General features: G+C 49.9%; 15 protein-coding genes. 13 read left to right on the forward strand and 2 right to left on the reverse strand.

Annotation, left to right across the window (positions count from 1 at the left end):
• Nucleotides 1-25 precede the first annotated feature (25 nt).
• Entirely contained in the window at nucleotides 26-1,285 is a 1,260-nt protein-coding gene (locus tag LSE01S_RS06860; protein ID WP_061776890.1) for a tetratricopeptide repeat protein, read from the forward strand.
• Nucleotides 1,286-1,402: 117 nt separating this feature from the next.
• Here the strand turns inward: LSE01S_RS06860 and LSE01S_RS06865 are convergent, their stop codons facing one another.
• Nucleotides 1,403-2,296, reverse strand: coding sequence for a YitT family protein (locus LSE01S_RS06865; protein WP_061776891.1), 894 nt, complete (start codon nucleotides 2,294-2,296; stop codon nucleotides 1,403-1,405).
• Between the two features lie 162 nt (nucleotides 2,297-2,458).
• Between LSE01S_RS06865 and LSE01S_RS06870 the strand changes: the two genes are divergently transcribed.
• The 4 genes from LSE01S_RS06870 to LSE01S_RS06885 are packed head-to-tail and all read left to right on the forward strand — an operon-like array spanning nucleotide 2,459 to nucleotide 7,047.
• On the forward strand, nucleotides 2,459-3,649 hold the full coding sequence (locus LSE01S_RS06870) for a CCA tRNA nucleotidyltransferase (protein ID WP_061776892.1): 1,191 nt from the start codon (nucleotides 2,459-2,461) through the stop codon (nucleotides 3,647-3,649).
• A 33-nt stretch (nucleotides 3,650-3,682) separates the two neighbouring features.
• Nucleotides 3,683-5,578: an ABC-F family ATP-binding cassette domain-containing protein gene (locus LSE01S_RS06875; RefSeq protein ID WP_061776893.1), complete on the forward strand. Its 1,896-nt coding sequence runs from the start codon at nucleotides 3,683-3,685 to the stop codon at nucleotides 5,576-5,578.
• A gap of 11 nt (nucleotides 5,579-5,589) precedes the next feature.
• The gene (locus tag LSE01S_RS06880) at nucleotides 5,590-6,540 is read left to right on the forward strand and encodes a thymidylate synthase (RefSeq protein WP_061776894.1); all 951 of its coding nucleotides are present in this window, start codon (nucleotides 5,590-5,592) and stop codon (nucleotides 6,538-6,540) included.
• A 15-nt stretch (nucleotides 6,541-6,555) separates the two neighbouring features.
• Nucleotides 6,556-7,047, forward strand: a complete 492-nt coding sequence (locus tag LSE01S_RS06885; protein ID WP_061776895.1) for a dihydrofolate reductase — start codon at nucleotides 6,556-6,558, stop codon at nucleotides 7,045-7,047.
• A gap of 47 nt (nucleotides 7,048-7,094) precedes the next feature.
• Here LSE01S_RS06885 and trhA read toward each other — a convergent pair whose 3' ends face one another.
• Entirely contained in the window at nucleotides 7,095-7,736 is a 642-nt protein-coding gene (gene trhA / locus LSE01S_RS06890) for a PAQR family membrane homeostasis protein TrhA (RefSeq protein WP_061776896.1), read from the reverse strand.
• 149 nt (nucleotides 7,737-7,885) lie between these two features.
• Here trhA and LSE01S_RS06895 point away from each other — a divergent pair, with 149 nt between their 5' ends.
• The 8 genes from LSE01S_RS06895 to topA all read left to right on the forward strand — a co-directional run bounded on the left by LSE01S_RS06895 (nucleotide 7,886) and on the right by topA (nucleotide 15,510).
• Complete coding sequence (locus LSE01S_RS06895) at nucleotides 7,886-8,737, forward strand: DegV family protein (RefSeq protein WP_061776897.1); 852 nt, start codon at nucleotides 7,886-7,888, stop codon at nucleotides 8,735-8,737.
• Nucleotides 8,738-8,804: 67 nt separating this feature from the next.
• Nucleotides 8,805-9,722, forward strand: a complete 918-nt coding sequence (locus LSE01S_RS06900) for a GDSL-type esterase/lipase family protein (protein ID WP_061776898.1) — start codon at nucleotides 8,805-8,807, stop codon at nucleotides 9,720-9,722.
• 15 nt (nucleotides 9,723-9,737) lie between these two features.
• Nucleotides 9,738-10,337: a YpmS family protein gene (locus LSE01S_RS06905; protein WP_061776899.1), complete on the forward strand. Its 600-nt coding sequence runs from the start codon at nucleotides 9,738-9,740 to the stop codon at nucleotides 10,335-10,337.
• Nucleotides 10,338-10,348: 11 nt separating this feature from the next.
• Nucleotides 10,349-10,570 (forward strand): YozE family protein, encoded by a 222-nt coding sequence (locus LSE01S_RS06910; protein WP_061776900.1) that lies wholly within the window; start codon nucleotides 10,349-10,351, stop codon nucleotides 10,568-10,570.
• A 129-nt stretch (nucleotides 10,571-10,699) separates the two neighbouring features.
• A complete protein-coding gene (gene ylqF, locus LSE01S_RS06915) occupies nucleotides 10,700-11,563 on the forward strand; it encodes a ribosome biogenesis GTPase YlqF (protein WP_061776901.1) in 864 nt (287 codons plus the stop codon).
• Nucleotides 11,556-12,341: a ribonuclease HII gene (gene rnhB / locus LSE01S_RS06920; protein ID WP_061776902.1), complete on the forward strand. Its 786-nt coding sequence runs from the start codon at nucleotides 11,556-11,558 to the stop codon at nucleotides 12,339-12,341. The genes ylqF and rnhB overlap by 8 nt, the downstream gene beginning before the upstream one ends.
• A 31-nt stretch (nucleotides 12,342-12,372) precedes the next feature.
• Complete coding sequence (gene dprA / locus LSE01S_RS06925; protein WP_061776903.1) at nucleotides 12,373-13,248, forward strand: DNA-processing protein DprA; 876 nt, start codon at nucleotides 12,373-12,375, stop codon at nucleotides 13,246-13,248.
• Between the two features lie 150 nt (nucleotides 13,249-13,398).
• On the forward strand, nucleotides 13,399-15,510 hold the full coding sequence (gene topA, locus LSE01S_RS06930; protein WP_061776904.1) for a type I DNA topoisomerase: 2,112 nt from the start codon (nucleotides 13,399-13,401) through the stop codon (nucleotides 15,508-15,510).
• Nucleotides 15,511-15,524: the final 14 nt, after the last annotated feature.

Here is a 15,524-nt window from a genome sequence, read left to right on the forward strand (position 1 = left end):
CAAAAACACGTAATGGAGGCGGGTCATGAGCTATGCACAATCAGCATTAGATCAATTGGAAAAGGGGCAACTTGAGGACTTTAAGAAGCAGTACGCCTTGGCACTGCGCCACGATGACGACGATACCCTGTTTAGTCTGGCAGAAGAGCTCTACTCCCTAGGCTTCTTGAATCAGTCTCGGCGAATTTATGAAAAACTGCTCGAAAAGTTTCCCGACGAAGACGAATTGCGGACTAATTTGGCCGACATCGCCATCGACGAGGATAAGAACGATGAGGCGCTGGATTACTTGAACCAGGTTAAGCCGGATTCTCCCGCATATGTTGAATCTCTGCTGGTAGCGGCCGATCTGTACCAAACCCAGGAACTATTCGAGGTCAGCGAACAGAAGCTCCTAACGGCTAAAGAATTGGCACCAGACGAGCCGGTCATCACGTTTGCCCTAGCGGAATTATATTTTACCATGCGAGAATTTCAGAAGGCGATTCCGCTGTATTTGGATCTGATTATGGCGGGGACGACCACGCTGTCTCGGGTGAATATCGTTGAACGGCTTGGAGTGGCATATGCTAACGCCGGGCGTTTTGAACAGGCGATTGGGTACCTGAAGCAGATTCACTCTGGTGAAATGACTCCGGACGTTAAATTTGAAACGGCATTTACTTACCTTCAATTGAAGGACCGGACGTCGGCCATCCGGTTGTTTGAGGAATTAAAGGATACCGATGCGCATTACACCTCACTGTACCCGTACCTGGGACAGGCCCTCGAGGAAGAGAACCGCCTTCCTGAGGCCTTGACGACGCTCCAAGAAGGTTTGGGGGTTGACCAGTACAATGAGAAGCTTTGGCTGCAAGCGGCGCACGTCGCCACTAAATTGGATGATGAGAAGCTGGCGGAATCCTACCTGGAACATGGGCATGAGCTCGATGGGGACGATCTGAACGCGGTTATTCAATTGAGTAATCTGTACGTCAAGCAAGAACGGTGGGCGGATAACGCCAAGTTGGTTCAACCGTACGTGAAGAACGACGACGCCGATCCCCAGTTGTATTGGAATTTAGCAGCGACCGCCGAACACCAAGAAGACTTTGAGCTGGCACGCAAGTATTATGATGCTGCGCAACCATTCTTCATGGACCAGGCGGACTTCTTACAGTCAGCGATCTACTTCTATCGAGAAGAAGGGGCTAGTGACCAAGTAGTTAAGCTGCTGAAGGCTTATCTGCAGGTGGTACCAGACGATGCCGACATGGCGATGATGTTAGAAGGTTATCAAGACTAATAATTCCCGGGGTAACTTCTTAATTGAGGTTGCCTTTTTAGTTAGCACACAATAATTACTTTAACTTATCTCCATCAAAAAAAGCAACCGCAAAAACCGCGGTTGCCAACCCAGAACTCAATGTCGAAACCGACTGAACCAGTTTTTCTGAGGAATTTCAAAACTAAATCCTTCACCTAAAGCTTCATTCACGTTAATCACGGAGACAAACGCACGCGGATCGTTCCGCTGAATGATTTGTCGAAGCCGGTGTAACTCACTAGGGGCTACGACGACGTAAATCATTTGTCGTTGCTGGTGGGAGTAGCCGCCTTCTCCATGAATGAGGCTAACCCCTCGTTGGAGCTCATCCATGATCTCATCCGCAATCGCCTGATGTAAATCGGAAACCACGATGACGCCCCGAGCAGCATAGGCGCCTTCCTGAGTGAAATTAACAATTCGAGCAAAGACGTAGGAATAAATCAGGGTGTAGGCCATGTGTTGAATATCGATATAGACCAATGAAAACATCAGCACAATCACATCCAGCCACAGGAGTGTCTGACCCATGGGGACGCCCCGAAAACGTTCAAAGATTCGGGCAATGATATCGGTCCCTCCGGTTGTTCCACCATACCGGTACAACAACCCAGAGCCAAATCCACCGATAATTCCAGCACCCAGAGCAGACAGTAGCAGGTCACCGTGTAGGGCGATATGGATGGGGACTCGTTGCCAAACCCATAAGAACAGGGACAGCATGAAGGTGCCATAAATGGTATAAATTAGAGATTGCCGACCTAGATACCGCCAGCCAATCAAGATCAGGGGCACGTTAATGATAATGGTCGAGTAAGCTGGATCGATGTGAAACAAGGCCCGAAAAATAAGCGTGATCCCTGATACCCCACCGTCCGCCAAATGGTTTGCGATGTTGAAAAAGACCAGCCCAAAACCAAACATGGCACAACCAATGCCAATCATGACTAAGTCAATTAACCGAATTGATTCATCCTTACTCGTACTCATCCAAATCTACTCCTCGCCGAAGACGTTTACTACCTTTCATCATAGCACAGGAACCGGTGAAACCACGGGACCAATTCGGGGTTTCAATTCAATTCTGACAGGGAATCTGTTAGACTGACATAGGGAACCACAACAGAAATTGCTGGTAGAAGGGTGAATAATTTGAAACTAGAACACTTACCACAAGAATTTGAATTGGCGCGACCAGTTCTGCAAACGATTGAAGCTGCCGGCTACGAGGCCTATTTTGTCGGGGGAAGCGTCCGCGATACCATCCTAGGCAAAAAAATCCATGACGTTGATATTGCCACCAGTGCCTATCCGGAAGAGGTTAAGCGCCTGTTCAAACGGACCGTGGACACCGGCATCGAACACGGTACCGTGATGATCTTAGACCATGGAACCGGCTACGAAACGACAACCTTTCGATCAGAATCAACCTATACCGATTATCGACGGCCCGACCAGGTCACCTTCGTCCGGTCACTAGCTGAAGACTTGAAGCGACGGGACTTTACAATTAATGCCCTGGCGATGAAGGAAAATGGGGAAGTCATCGACCTGTTCGATGGCCTAGCCGACTTATCGGCCAAGCAACTGCGAGCCGTTGGGGATCCGGAGCAGCGTTTTCATGAGGATGCTTTGCGGATGATGCGGGCCGTGCGTTTTGCCAGTCAACTGGACTTTACCATCGTACCAGCAACCTTGACGGCGATTGCCGATCACGCGTCGTTACTGGCAAAGATTGCGGTTGAACGGACACAGGTTGAACTTCTCAAGCTCCTGCAAGGACAGACCCCTAAGCGCGGTCTGGCTGCGTTTATGACAACCGGTCTTTGGCAATACTGCCCAGAGTTTTCTGGGCATGAGGCTTCACTGAACGACCTCAGTGAGCGACTGAGCACGGGAATGTCCTCCGAAACGGCGGCATGGAGCCTATTGACCACCCAATTTAGCCTGGATGCTAGTCAAATTAGCCCCTTTTTGAAGGCCTGGAAAACCGCTAATCAAATGATTACGGACGTTCAAGCAACAACTACTGCCGCGCGATTATTGTTGGAGCGTGAACTCCAACCCTGGGAGGTCTACCAGTGCGGCGGTGAGCGACTCACCATTGCCAACGAGGTGGCGCTCATCTTGGGAGCACCCGATCGCGGGTCACAATTAGCCACACAATGGGCCGACTTACCCATTCAATCCAAGAAAGAACTTGCCGTCACCGGTCGCGATCTCATGCAGGCCGGCGTGCAACCGGGACCACAATTAGGTCAGGACCTGCAAACGCTCGAGCAACGAGTCGTTTGCGGTGAACTGACCAACGATGCGTCCCAACTGATTGCGGCAATTCAGTAATCATAGACTGTAAGATAAGAAAGTGAAGAGATTATGCAGACATTAAGAGCGGAACATTTACATCGAACTTACGGAGAAAAAACCTTATTCGATGATCTTAACTTCATTATTAATGAACACGATCGTATTGGCCTGATCGGGGTCAATGGGAGTGGGAAGACGTCACTACTGAACACTTTGGCCGGGATTGCTAACGAACCCGATGGGGAGCTCACCACGCCTAAGGACTACACCATTGGGTATTTAACGCAAAAGCCCGATCTGGATGAGAACCTAACGGTGATGGACGCCGTATTCTCCGGTGACCAGCCAGTCTTCGTCACGATTCGGCGATACGAGGCGGCATTAGCGGCTTATGGGGCTCATCCGGAAGACGACACGGATCAGAAACGGTATCTGGATGCGGAAGCCCAGATGAACGAAGAAGAGGCCTGGACGGCTGAGAGCGACGTTAAAACCATCCTAACCCAATTGAAGATCACCGATCTGTCACAATCGATTAAGACCATGTCCGGTGGCCAAATCAAGCGAGTTGGCCTAGCACAGGTCTTGATTCAATCGCCTGACTTACTATTACTAGACGAACCGACAAACCACTTGGACTTCGATTCGATTGCCTGGCTGCAACAGTACTTGGCTTCCTACAAAGGGGCCTTACTGGTCGTGACCCATGACCGGTACTTCCTGGACCAAATTGCCAACCAGATTTGGGAACTCGACTTCGGGAAGCTCTATCAGTATCCTGGAAATTACCAGGCTTACGTCCAACAAAAAGCCGAACGCGTCAACTTGGAGGCTGAGGCCGAGAAGAAACAAAAGCGCCTCTACCAGCAGGAATTAGCCTGGATGCGCGCGGGTGCGCAGGCCCGTTCAACCAAGCAGCAGGCCCGGATCAATCGGTTCAATGACATTGAGAGTCAACAAGGAACCCGCCAAGTTGAACATCATGTCGCCATTTCACTGGGTCAACAACGACTTGGTAAAAAGGTTATCGAACTCAAAGATGCCAGTTTATCCTTAGGCGGGCATGTGATCCTGAAGGACTTCAGTGACCTGATTCAGGGTGGTGAACGCATCGGGATCAGTGGGGAAAACGGCGCGGGGAAGTCCAGCCTGTTGAACGTTATCGCCGACCGCCTACCCTTGGATTCTGGGATCATCTCGATTGGAGAAACGGTCAAGATGGCCTACTATACCCAACAAATCGAGCCCATTCCCGAAGACAAGCGAATGATTAGTTATCTATCCGAAGTTGGCCAACAGGTGACCGATAAGCAAGGGAATTCCGTTAGTGTTACGGAGCTTCTCGAACAATTCCTGTTCCCAAGGTTTATGCATGGGACCCTAATCCGCAAGCTTTCTGGTGGGGAGAAGCGCCGGCTCTACCTGCTGAAGCTCCTGATGGAACAACCAAACGTTTTACTCCTAGATGAACCGACCAATGACTTGGATATCAGCACGTTGACGGTACTGGAAGACTACATTTCCCAATTCGCTGGCACTGTGATCACGGTTTCTCATGACCGGTACTTCCTGGATAAGGTCGCCGACCGGTTACTCATCTTCGATGGTAACGGTAAGATTGATCGGTATTCTGGTCAATTTAGTAGCTACCTGGCTGCCAGCCAAGCGGAATCCAAGCAGGCGACCAAGGCCAAACCAAAGGCACCCGCCAAGCCGGCAAATAGTCCCTCGGACCAACCGAAGAAAAAGGTCAAGCTGACCTATGCCGAACAAAAGGAATGGGAAGGTATTGAAGGCGAGATTGATGGCCTGGAGGATCAAAAGTCACAGGTTCAAACGGCGATGAACGCCAACGGTGATGACTATGGCAAGCTGGCCGAATTACAATCACAACTAGATGACCTCGATCAGCAACTCGACGATAAGATGACGCGTTGGGAATACTTGAGCGAATACGCGGAATAGGAGCGGCAACCATGTTAGAAGATGCCTATCTAGATTTAGCAAAAACGGTGCTCACGACCGGTCACAAGAAAACCGACCGTACGGGTACTGGAACGATTAGTTTATTTGGCTACCAGATGCGGTTTAACCTTCAAGAAGGTTTCCCACTCCTAACCACCAAAAAAGTTCCCTTCGGCTTAATCAAGTCGGAACTGCTGTGGTTCTTAAAGGGCGATACGAATATCCGTTACCTGCTCCAGCATCATAATCACATTTGGGACGAGTGGGCCTTTCAGCGGTATGTCGAAAGTTCAGACTATCAGGGGCCAGACATGACCGATTTCGGTCGACGTTCTTTGACCGATCCGGATTTTAACGCTCAGTACCAAGCGGAAAAGAACACCTTCTGCGAGCGTGTTTTGAACGATCAGGTCTTCGGCGACAAGTATGGCGACCTGGGGCTGGTTTACGGTAGCCAGTGGCGGGCCTGGCAAGGGCACAATGGCGAAACCATTGACCAACTGGCCAACGTCATTGAAACCTTGCGAACTCATCCGGATTCACGCCGGATGATCGTTTCAGCTTGGAATCCGGCCGATGTGCCTTCCATGGCATTGCCACCTTGTCACACGTTATTCCAATTCTACGTCAACGACGGTAAATTGAGCTGTCAGCTTTATCAGCGGAGCGGAGACATCTTCCTAGGCGTGCCGTTTAATATCGCGAGCTATGCCCTGCTAACCTCCTTAATTGCTAAGGAAGTCGGTCTGGAGGTGGGTGACTTCGTTCACACCCTAGGTGACGCCCACATTTACAGCAATCACATTGACCAGATTACGGAGCAGTTGACGCGAACCCCTAAGGCAGCGCCACAGCTCTGGTTGAATCCCGACAAGTCCAGCATTTTTGATTATGAAATGGCCGATATTAAGCTCACTGGTTACGATCCGGCACCGGCGATTAAAGCGCCAGTTGCCGTCTAGAAGGGTGGTATTCTGATGTTAATCTTTCTTTGGGCGGAAGGTCACGATGGGGTGATTGGTCAAAACGGGCAATTACCTTGGCATTTACCCGCTGACATGCACTTCTTTAAGACCGCTACGACTGGTCACACGGTTATCGCGGGGGCCAAAACCTTCGCATCGTTTAAGCGGCCACTACCTAACCGAACAAATGTGGTGGTCACCCATCAAGCTGCGGAAAAGTTTCCAGATGAGGTTGTGATCCTTCACAGCATCGAGGCTATCCGTGGGTATGCCCGTGAACGGCCAACCGAGAAGCTGTTCGTCGTGGGCGGCGCCCAAATTTTTGCGGCATTACTGGATGATGTCGATTGGCTCTACCGCACCGTCATTGATGCCGACTTTCGTGGCGACACTTGGATGCCCGCGATTGACTATGACCAATTTAACTTGGTGAAATGTCAAACGGGTATGCATGATGCCGCCAATCCATATGATTATCGATTTGAACAATATCAACGTAACTAAAAAATGGATGTGAGAAATTAATTTCTCACATCCATTTTCATTTGGGTTTAGGCGTATAACAAGATGCTGAAGTACATGAGGGCCGTGCCCAGCATGACAAACAGGTGCCAGATGACATGACCAAAGGGCACGTTCTTGAAGCTATAAAGAACGGCGCCTGCGGTAAATGCCACACCACCCAAGAATAACAGTAGGAATCCAACGGGGCCTAAGCCGTGATACAGGGGTTGAATCCCCATGAGACACATCCAGCCCATGACCACATAGATGATCGTTGAGAGCTTTTGGTATTGGCCCAACCAAATGGCCTTGTAAATAATTCCCAGGATGGCCATGGCCCAAATGATGCCAAACATCGTCCAACCAAGCTTACCGCCAACCACCACCAGGCTGAAAGGCGTATAGGTTCCGGCAATCAGGAGGTAGATAGCACAGTGATCAAATATTTGAAACACGTGGCTGGCGCGAGTAAAGTACAGGCTATGAAATAGGGTTGAAGCTAAATAGAATAAGACTAGAATGATGCCATAAATGGTAAAGGTGGTCATCCTTAGGACGCCCCCGTGGGCGTGGGCTTGTAGAATCAAGATGACCAATCCCGCAATACTCAAGGCGGCACCAATTCCATGAGTGGCGGCGTTTAAGATTTCATTAATGATCTGATAGGTACGGCTCCGTGTATTTGGCAAGCTCAATCCTCCTAACAGGGTTAGCGGGCAGCCAAGCCCGATAACTCCTACTTAAAAAATGTTATTAACTCTGCTATACTACTACTGTATGTTTCATTACGCATATTGTAGCATAAACCAAATTCTCTGGTTAGAAAGAGTGGGACCTAATGGCTAAAATTAAAATCGTTACGGATTCGTCTGCCGGGCTTACCGAACAGCAAATCCAAGATTACGACATCACCATCATCCCGTTAACGGTCATGATTGATGACACGATTTACGTTGAACGGGAATCCATCACAAATAAAGAATTTATCGAAAAAATGAAAACGTCGAAGACCTTACCAAAGACCAGCCAACCACCATTAGGCAAGTTTGTTGAGACCTTTGACAAGTTGGGAGCAGACGGCAGTTCCGTAATCTGTTTTACCATGTTAGCGGCTATCAGTGGTACCGTCCACACCGCCGAACAGGCTGCGCAATTGACTAAGACCGACGTGACCGTAGTTGATAGCCAATACACCGACCAAGCTCTGGGTTTTCAGGTCGTTGAAGCGGCCAAGCTTGCAGCGGCCGACGCCGATAAGCAAACCATTCTTGACCGGGCCGTGGCCGTTCGTGATCACACCCATCTCTTTATGGGGATTGTGACCTTAGAGAACATTCTAAAGGGTGGCCGTTTAAGCCGCGCGGCAGGTATGTTAACCTCGTTATTAAATATCAAAGTCGTTCTCCAAGTTACGGGTGGTGAACTCAAGATCCGGGCTAAGGGTCGGGGAATGAAGACCATTGACCGGTACTTTGATAAAGTCTATGACCAAATGAAACAAACGCCAGACATCATGGCGATGGGAATCTCACATGTTGAGGCCTTTGAGTCCGTCGACAAGGTCACCAGCCACCTGCACGAACTATTCCCTAAGCAAGATGTGTTAGTACGTGAGACCGTCCCAATCATCGCCACTCATGGTGGTATGGGTGCGTTTGCTCTGATGTACTATACCGACCCAACTAAATAGTAACTGTGTTCTTGGAAGAAGGGGTGGCGACGTCACCGCTTTTTCTTTATCCTGAGGGGGATCTAACATGAAACTCAAAAATCTAAGCAAGGTGATTGGGGTTGCCTTGCTGGTCGTCTTAATTATCCTAGCTGTCGTCACGTATTGGCATCCGGGCGCGCGGACAACCGTCTCAAGTACCCCAAACAACAAACGGTCAGTGGTTCGCGTGGTGGCATTAGGAGACTCCTTAACCGAAGGCGTCGGTGACCATCAGAAGCAGGGTGGTTATACCGGCCGATTAAAAACCATGATTCATGAGAAGGACCACGTGCGCGTGATCATGCATAACTATGGCAAGTCGGGCGATCGGAGTGACCAGATCGAGCAACGGCTCACTGCGAGTCGTAAAATGCAACGTCAAGTCAAGAAGGCTCAGGCCATTACCATGACCGTCGGCGGCAATGATCTGTTGCAAACTCTAACCAAAAATGTCACCATCAACCAGCAATCGAAGTTGAATCATCAACTGGATTCGGCGGAAACGGCCTATCAGAAAAGATTGAGGTCGTTGTTGACCGTGGTGCGTGAACTGAATCCAGATGCCCCCATTTATCTCTATACGATTTATAACCCGATCTACGTCTACTTTGCCAACCTGAATCAGATTACGGAGGCAGTCGACGATTGGAATGCTAAGACCATTGCAACGGCCACTGGCTTTGACCACCTTTACATGGTGAACATCAGCCGGGCCATGTCGGTCGGCCAATTCAAGTCGGCCACGCAGCAGGCTAAGCTCAAACGAGACGCCCAAAAGGCTAACGATGGCAAATTATCTGCCCAGAGTTTCCAAACTCAGATATTAGCGAGTGATAGTAGCGACGAGCTCAACGATTATTTGTCCAACGAAGACCATTTTCACCCAAATGCCAAGGGGTATCGACTGATGACTCGCTATGCCTATCGGCAGATGCAGGCTCATCAGCAATGGTTATTGAAGTAAGGAGGAACCTAATTCATGCAACGACGTGCCAAAACGAATGCACCACGGAATTGGTGGAAGTGGGGCTTTATTGCCCTAGTCACCATTATCCTACTAACCGCGGTTACCGTGAGTGTCAAAGTGTTCTCGGGTAACCAAGCGGCTACGACCACGAAGACCGTCACCGGTGGAACTAACGTCAATGTGACGCTTAACAAGAAACAGGTGAATGCCCTGGCCGACTACTACGTGAACAAGTCCTTGAAGGGACACCCACTGAAGTATCGTTTCCAGGTCACCGACCACGCGATGCTGACTGGTTCGACCAAAGTCTTAGGGGCTAATGTAAACTTTGTGTTACTGTTTAACCCAACGGTCTTGCCGTCCGGGGACGTAAAATTAAAGGCGCAGAAACTTTCAATTGGGTCTTTACCGGTCCCGGTAAGCTTTGTGATGAGCTACATCGATAAAAATTATCCGTTACCAAAGTGGGTCGCCATGAATGTGAAGGATGAAACGATGACCTTACACTTAACAGCCATTGGCCATGGCAAGAAGTTGTCCTATGCCGCCAAAAAGATTGATTTAAATGGCGCCGGAAAATTTGTCTTCCAGGCCCGGATTCCCAAAAACTAAGGAGGATTTAGATGCCAAAGTCTTTTTACCAATATCTAATGACCCAACGTAACCCCGAAAGTTATGATCCGGTCGCGACTTTTGCCAACAATGCCTTCTATGACAGTTCCTTTCCTAAACAAGAAACTGACTTTACCGAGATCTCAAAATATTTGGAGGAAAATGCCGGCTACTTGCCATCGATGACCATCTTTGACGATGCTTGGCAACTCTATCTCGCTGCACTAGCCTAATTGGTCAGCTCCAGCGAAAATCCGTTTAGCGACGTCCTAAACAATCGGTAGTGCCCCAATTTCCCGAGTGAGAGTTGCTGCGCTAAAATTAACGATAAATCGTTTTGTATGAACAAAGGAGATTAACTTATGAGCAACATTCAATGGTTCCCCGGCCATATGGCCAAGGCCATTCGCCAGATGGAAGAAAATATTCACCTGGTCGATATTGTATTTGAACTCGTCGATGCTCGAATTCCCGGTGCCTCTAGAAATCCCGAGATTGCCCGGATCGCTAAGGACAAGCCCCATTTAATCATCTTGACCAAGCAGGACTTGGCCGATCCGCAACAAACCGCAGCCTGGATTCGATACTACCGTAGTCAGGGTAAGGGCGCGATTGCGATTGATTCTCGGGCCAACGTGACCCCAAAACAAATTACGAAACTGGCACTCAATCTTTTGGCAGATAAATTAGCTGCGGAACAGGCCAAAGGACTGAAGGAACGGCCAGTTCGGGCCATGACGGTTGGGGTGCCCAATGTGGGCAAATCTACCTTGCTGAACCATTTGGTTAACCGCAAGGCAGCCCAGGTTGGCAATACCCCGGGGGTTACCAAGGGGCAACAATGGCTACGTTCCAGCAAACAACTGGAACTCCTGGATACCCCCGGAATTCTCTGGCCAAAATTCAAGGATCAAGAAACAGCGCTCAAACTGGCTCTGACCGGAGCTATCAAAGAAAAACTGTATGCTAAGGACGATGTCGCTCTGTATGCATTGGGGTTCTTCCGTCAATATCACGCGGACGCTTTGCAGGACCGTTACCACTTAAGTACTGCTGACCTGGCTCTGAGTGACGTCGATCTTTTACTGAAAATTACCAGTAAGATTGGTATGCGAGACGACTACGAACGGGGCAGTGAACGCCTCATTCAAGATGCTCGGCGAAAAAAACTTGGCGGATTTACCTTGGATCGAGCACCTCAAGGCGAGGTGACAGCCAGTGACTAAGCAACCCAGCCTCAGCCAACTAAAACAGAATCTAAACGACGTGGTTAGCCTCAAAGATGAGCGTTTAACCACGCTTCGTTTGGATTCACGTAAGGGAGCCCAACAATTAGTCGGCCAAATTGAGCGGCGGATCGCCAAGGCTCAGGCCGCCGAAATGGCCTTTCAAGCACGACTCAAGTACGAGCGGACCTTCTGGGCCCAAGGCGACCAGGTTGCTGGGATCGACGAAGTGGGGCGCGGCCCGCTGGCGGGCCCCGTTGTCACCAGTGCCGTCATCTTACCACGCAACTTTGATATTCCCTGGGTGAATGACTCTAAGCAGTTAACCGCCAAGGAACGGGAACGACTTTATCCCTTGATCCTGGAGCAAGCGGTGGCCGTGAGCGTGGGAATCGGTAGTCCCAAGTTAATCGACCAGATCAATATCTACCAGGCTACTCGGGTGGCCATGCGGCGGGCGGTCATGGGATTAGGGGTTGTCCCACAGCAGCTAATCGTTGATGCCATGCAGATCCCCGTTCAGGTTCCGCAAACCCGCTTAATCAAAGGCGATGCAAAAAGCGCTAGCGTCGCGGCAGCCAGCATCGTGGCCAAGGTCTACCGTGACCATTTGATGGCCACCTACGACGTCCTATACCCCGGTTATGGGTTCGCCAACAATGCCGGTTATGGCACCAAGGAACACCTGACTGGACTCGCGGACCGCGGGGTTACCCCGATTCATCGGACAACTTTTTCACCGGTACAAAAGATAATTAAGCAGTCATCACGGAGTTAATCCTCAAAAGAGGAAAAGGGAGGTTGCGGCTATGCAACTGACACTTCGTGATTTTTTCATGCGTTTACCACTGATTTCTGGCATCGGGCAGCAGGCTTGCCGAACTTGTTGGCATTGGATTCAAGCCCGGCCAACTTTATCAGGACTCACGGCGGACTTAGTCGACCAGCTCTGTCGCGAGACAACCTTGACGAGTCCACAAGCCATTGCGATCAGAGAGCAACTATTCTCGCCAAGACTCGACGACCAAGTCCGTAAAAATTTGATCTTTGGCGGCTGCCTGACCATTGCTGATCAAGCCTATCCCGACCAGCTGCGTGAGATTTATGCGCCACCGGTTGCTCTATACTTTCGGGGCGACGTTCGTTTATTACAGGCCACACAGTTAGCGGTCGTTGGGTCGCGGCAGCCCACAGCGTATGCCATCCAAGCCATGCGTTGCCTATTGCCTGCCGTCGTCGATCACCAGATTTGTATTGTCTCCGGGCTGGCCCAGGGCGTCGATACGCTAGGTCATCAGGTTGCCTTGGCCCATCACGGGCAGACCGTGGCCGTGATCGGTACCGGGCTCGACCGCTGTTATCCGGCCAGCAACCGCGATCTCATGACAACGTTGATGCGGGAACAACTGGTGCTCTCGGAGTATCCGTTGGGAACTCCCGGAGCGCGCCATCATTTTCCGGAACGAAACCGTATCATTGCCGGATTGGCACGGACCATCCTCGTCGTGGAGGCCGCTCACCATTCGGGAAGTCTGATTACCGCCAATATTGGCCTACAGGAAAACCGAAATATTCTTGCGGTTCCAGGACCGATCACGCAAAAGAATTCGGTGGGAACGAACGAATTAATTCTAGCGGGGGCAAAGCCAGTTCTTAATTCCGGCCATATAATAGAAGAATTTTAGTTGACAACCCACCCTATGTTGAAATATCATGTGTGGGATTAAACGTGAAAAATTTCGCGAACTTAAAATTCCGCAAAATAATCAATTATGGGGACACGAAACCCAGACCTTACAGGGATCTTCGTTGTTCATTCGAGGGAGTAATGTACATTGCCTACCAAGACAAAAACCAAAACCAGTACCAAAAAGCGGCGGGCGCCGCAAAAAAAATTAGTTATCGTTGAATCGCCCGCAAAGGCTAAAACGATTGAAAAGTATTTAGGACGGACTTACAAGGTCGTTCCTAGTTTGGGCCACGTGCGTGACTTGCCTAAGAGTTCAATGGGAGTCGATGTCGAGCATGACTATGACCCACATTACATCTCAATTCGGGGTAAGGGTGATGTCATCAAAGGCCTACGTTCCGAAGCCAAGAAGGCCAAAGCCGTTTATCTAGCATCTGACCCTGACCGTGAAGGGGAATCCATTGCTTGGCATTTGGCCCACGTCCTAAATCTAGACGTAACGGCCAAGAACCGGGTCACCTTTAACGAAATCACTAAAGATGCCGTTAAAGAGGCTTTTAAGACGCCCCGTTCGATCGACATGGACCTGGTCGATGCCCAACAGGCTCGGCGGATCTTGGACCGGTTGGTGGGATATTCCATTTCACCATTACTATGGAAAAAGGTTAAGAAGGGCCTCAGTGCCGGGCGAGTCCAATCCATCGCCCTGTCATTGATTATTCAACGGGAAAAGGAAATTAAAGCCTTTCAACCTGAAGAATACTGGACCATCGATACCGAATTTAAGAAGGGCCGTGCCACCTTTAACGCCAGTTTCTATGGCTTAAACGGCAAGAAGGCCGGCCTGAAGGACAACGATGCCGTTCAGGACATCTTAAATAAGCTCGACCGCAAAGGTAATTTCGATATTACCAACGTCGTTCGTAAGGAACGGAAGCGGTCACCACAGCCGCCATTCACGACGAGTTCCATGCAACAAGACGCCAACCGGAAGCTAAACTTCCGGACGCGGAAGACGATGATGGCGGCGCAACAGCTTTACGAAGGGATCAACTTGGGTAAGGAAGGGACGCAAGGGCTTATTACCTATATGCGGACCGACTCCACCCGGATCTCTAGCATTGCCAAGCACGAAGCTTCAACCTTCATTCATGAAAAGTATGGGGCCGAGTTTGCGGCAACCAAGCCCATCAAGGGTAAGTTGCCTGAAGGCGCTCAGGATGCCCATGAAGCCATTCGCCCAACCTCGGTATTCCGGACCCCAGCCAGCCTTAAAGAAAAGCTGACGCGGGACCAATTTCGACTCTACCAGTTAATTTGGAACCGGTTTGTTGCCAGCCAAATGACCAATGCGATCATGGATACCATGGCCGTAACCATTGAACAAAATGGAGTGACATTCCGGGCCAACGGTTCGAAGATGAAGTTCGAAGGGTTCCTGAAGATTTATAAGGACGGTAAAGAAAAGGATAATCTGCTTCCCGACCTTGAGATCGGTGACCAGGTTAAGTTAGCCAAGACCGATCCGGCACAACACTTTACTCAGCCGCCTGCACGTTACTCCGAAGCCAACCTAATCAAGGCTTTGGAAGAAAATGGGGTGGGTCGTCCATCGACGTATGCCCCAACGTTGGACACCATTCAACGCCGGTACTATGTTAAATTGGTTGGCCGGCGCTTTGAACCCACGGAATTAGGGGAAATTGTCGACCAAATCATCAACGACTACTTCCCAGATGTGGTTAACGTCGACTTTACCGCCAACTTGGAACATGAGTTGGATGGGATTGAAGAAGGTCATCAGGACTGGGTTAAGGTTATTGACAGCTTCTACAAGCCATTCTCAACCGAAGTGGCACACGCCGAAGATGCCATCGAAAAGGTCCAGATCCGCGATGAACCAGCCGGCTTTGACTGTGATATCTGTGGCGCACCCATGGTGATTAAGATGGGCCGTTACGGTAAGTTCTATGCCTGTTCCCGTTTCCCAGATTGCCGAAATACCAAGGCAATCGTCAAGGAAATTGGCGTCACCTGTCCCGTTTGTCATAAGGGCCAAGTCATCGAACGGAAGTCCAAGAAAAACCGGATCTTCTACGGCTGTTCTCGTTATCCAGACTGTGACTTCGTCTCATGGGACAAGCCCGTCGGCCGTGATTGCCCTAAGGACGGGCATTACCTGGTTGCTAAGAAAATTCGTGGTGGGAGTCAAATCGTTTGCCCTAATGGGGACTACGAAGAAGCTCCACAAAAGTAACGCTTATGAATTAC

The sequence above is a fragment of the Levilactobacillus senmaizukei DSM 21775 = NBRC 103853 genome, assembly GCF_001592085.1.
GTDB classification, from domain to species: domain Bacteria; phylum Bacillota; class Bacilli; order Lactobacillales; family Lactobacillaceae; genus Levilactobacillus; species Levilactobacillus senmaizukei.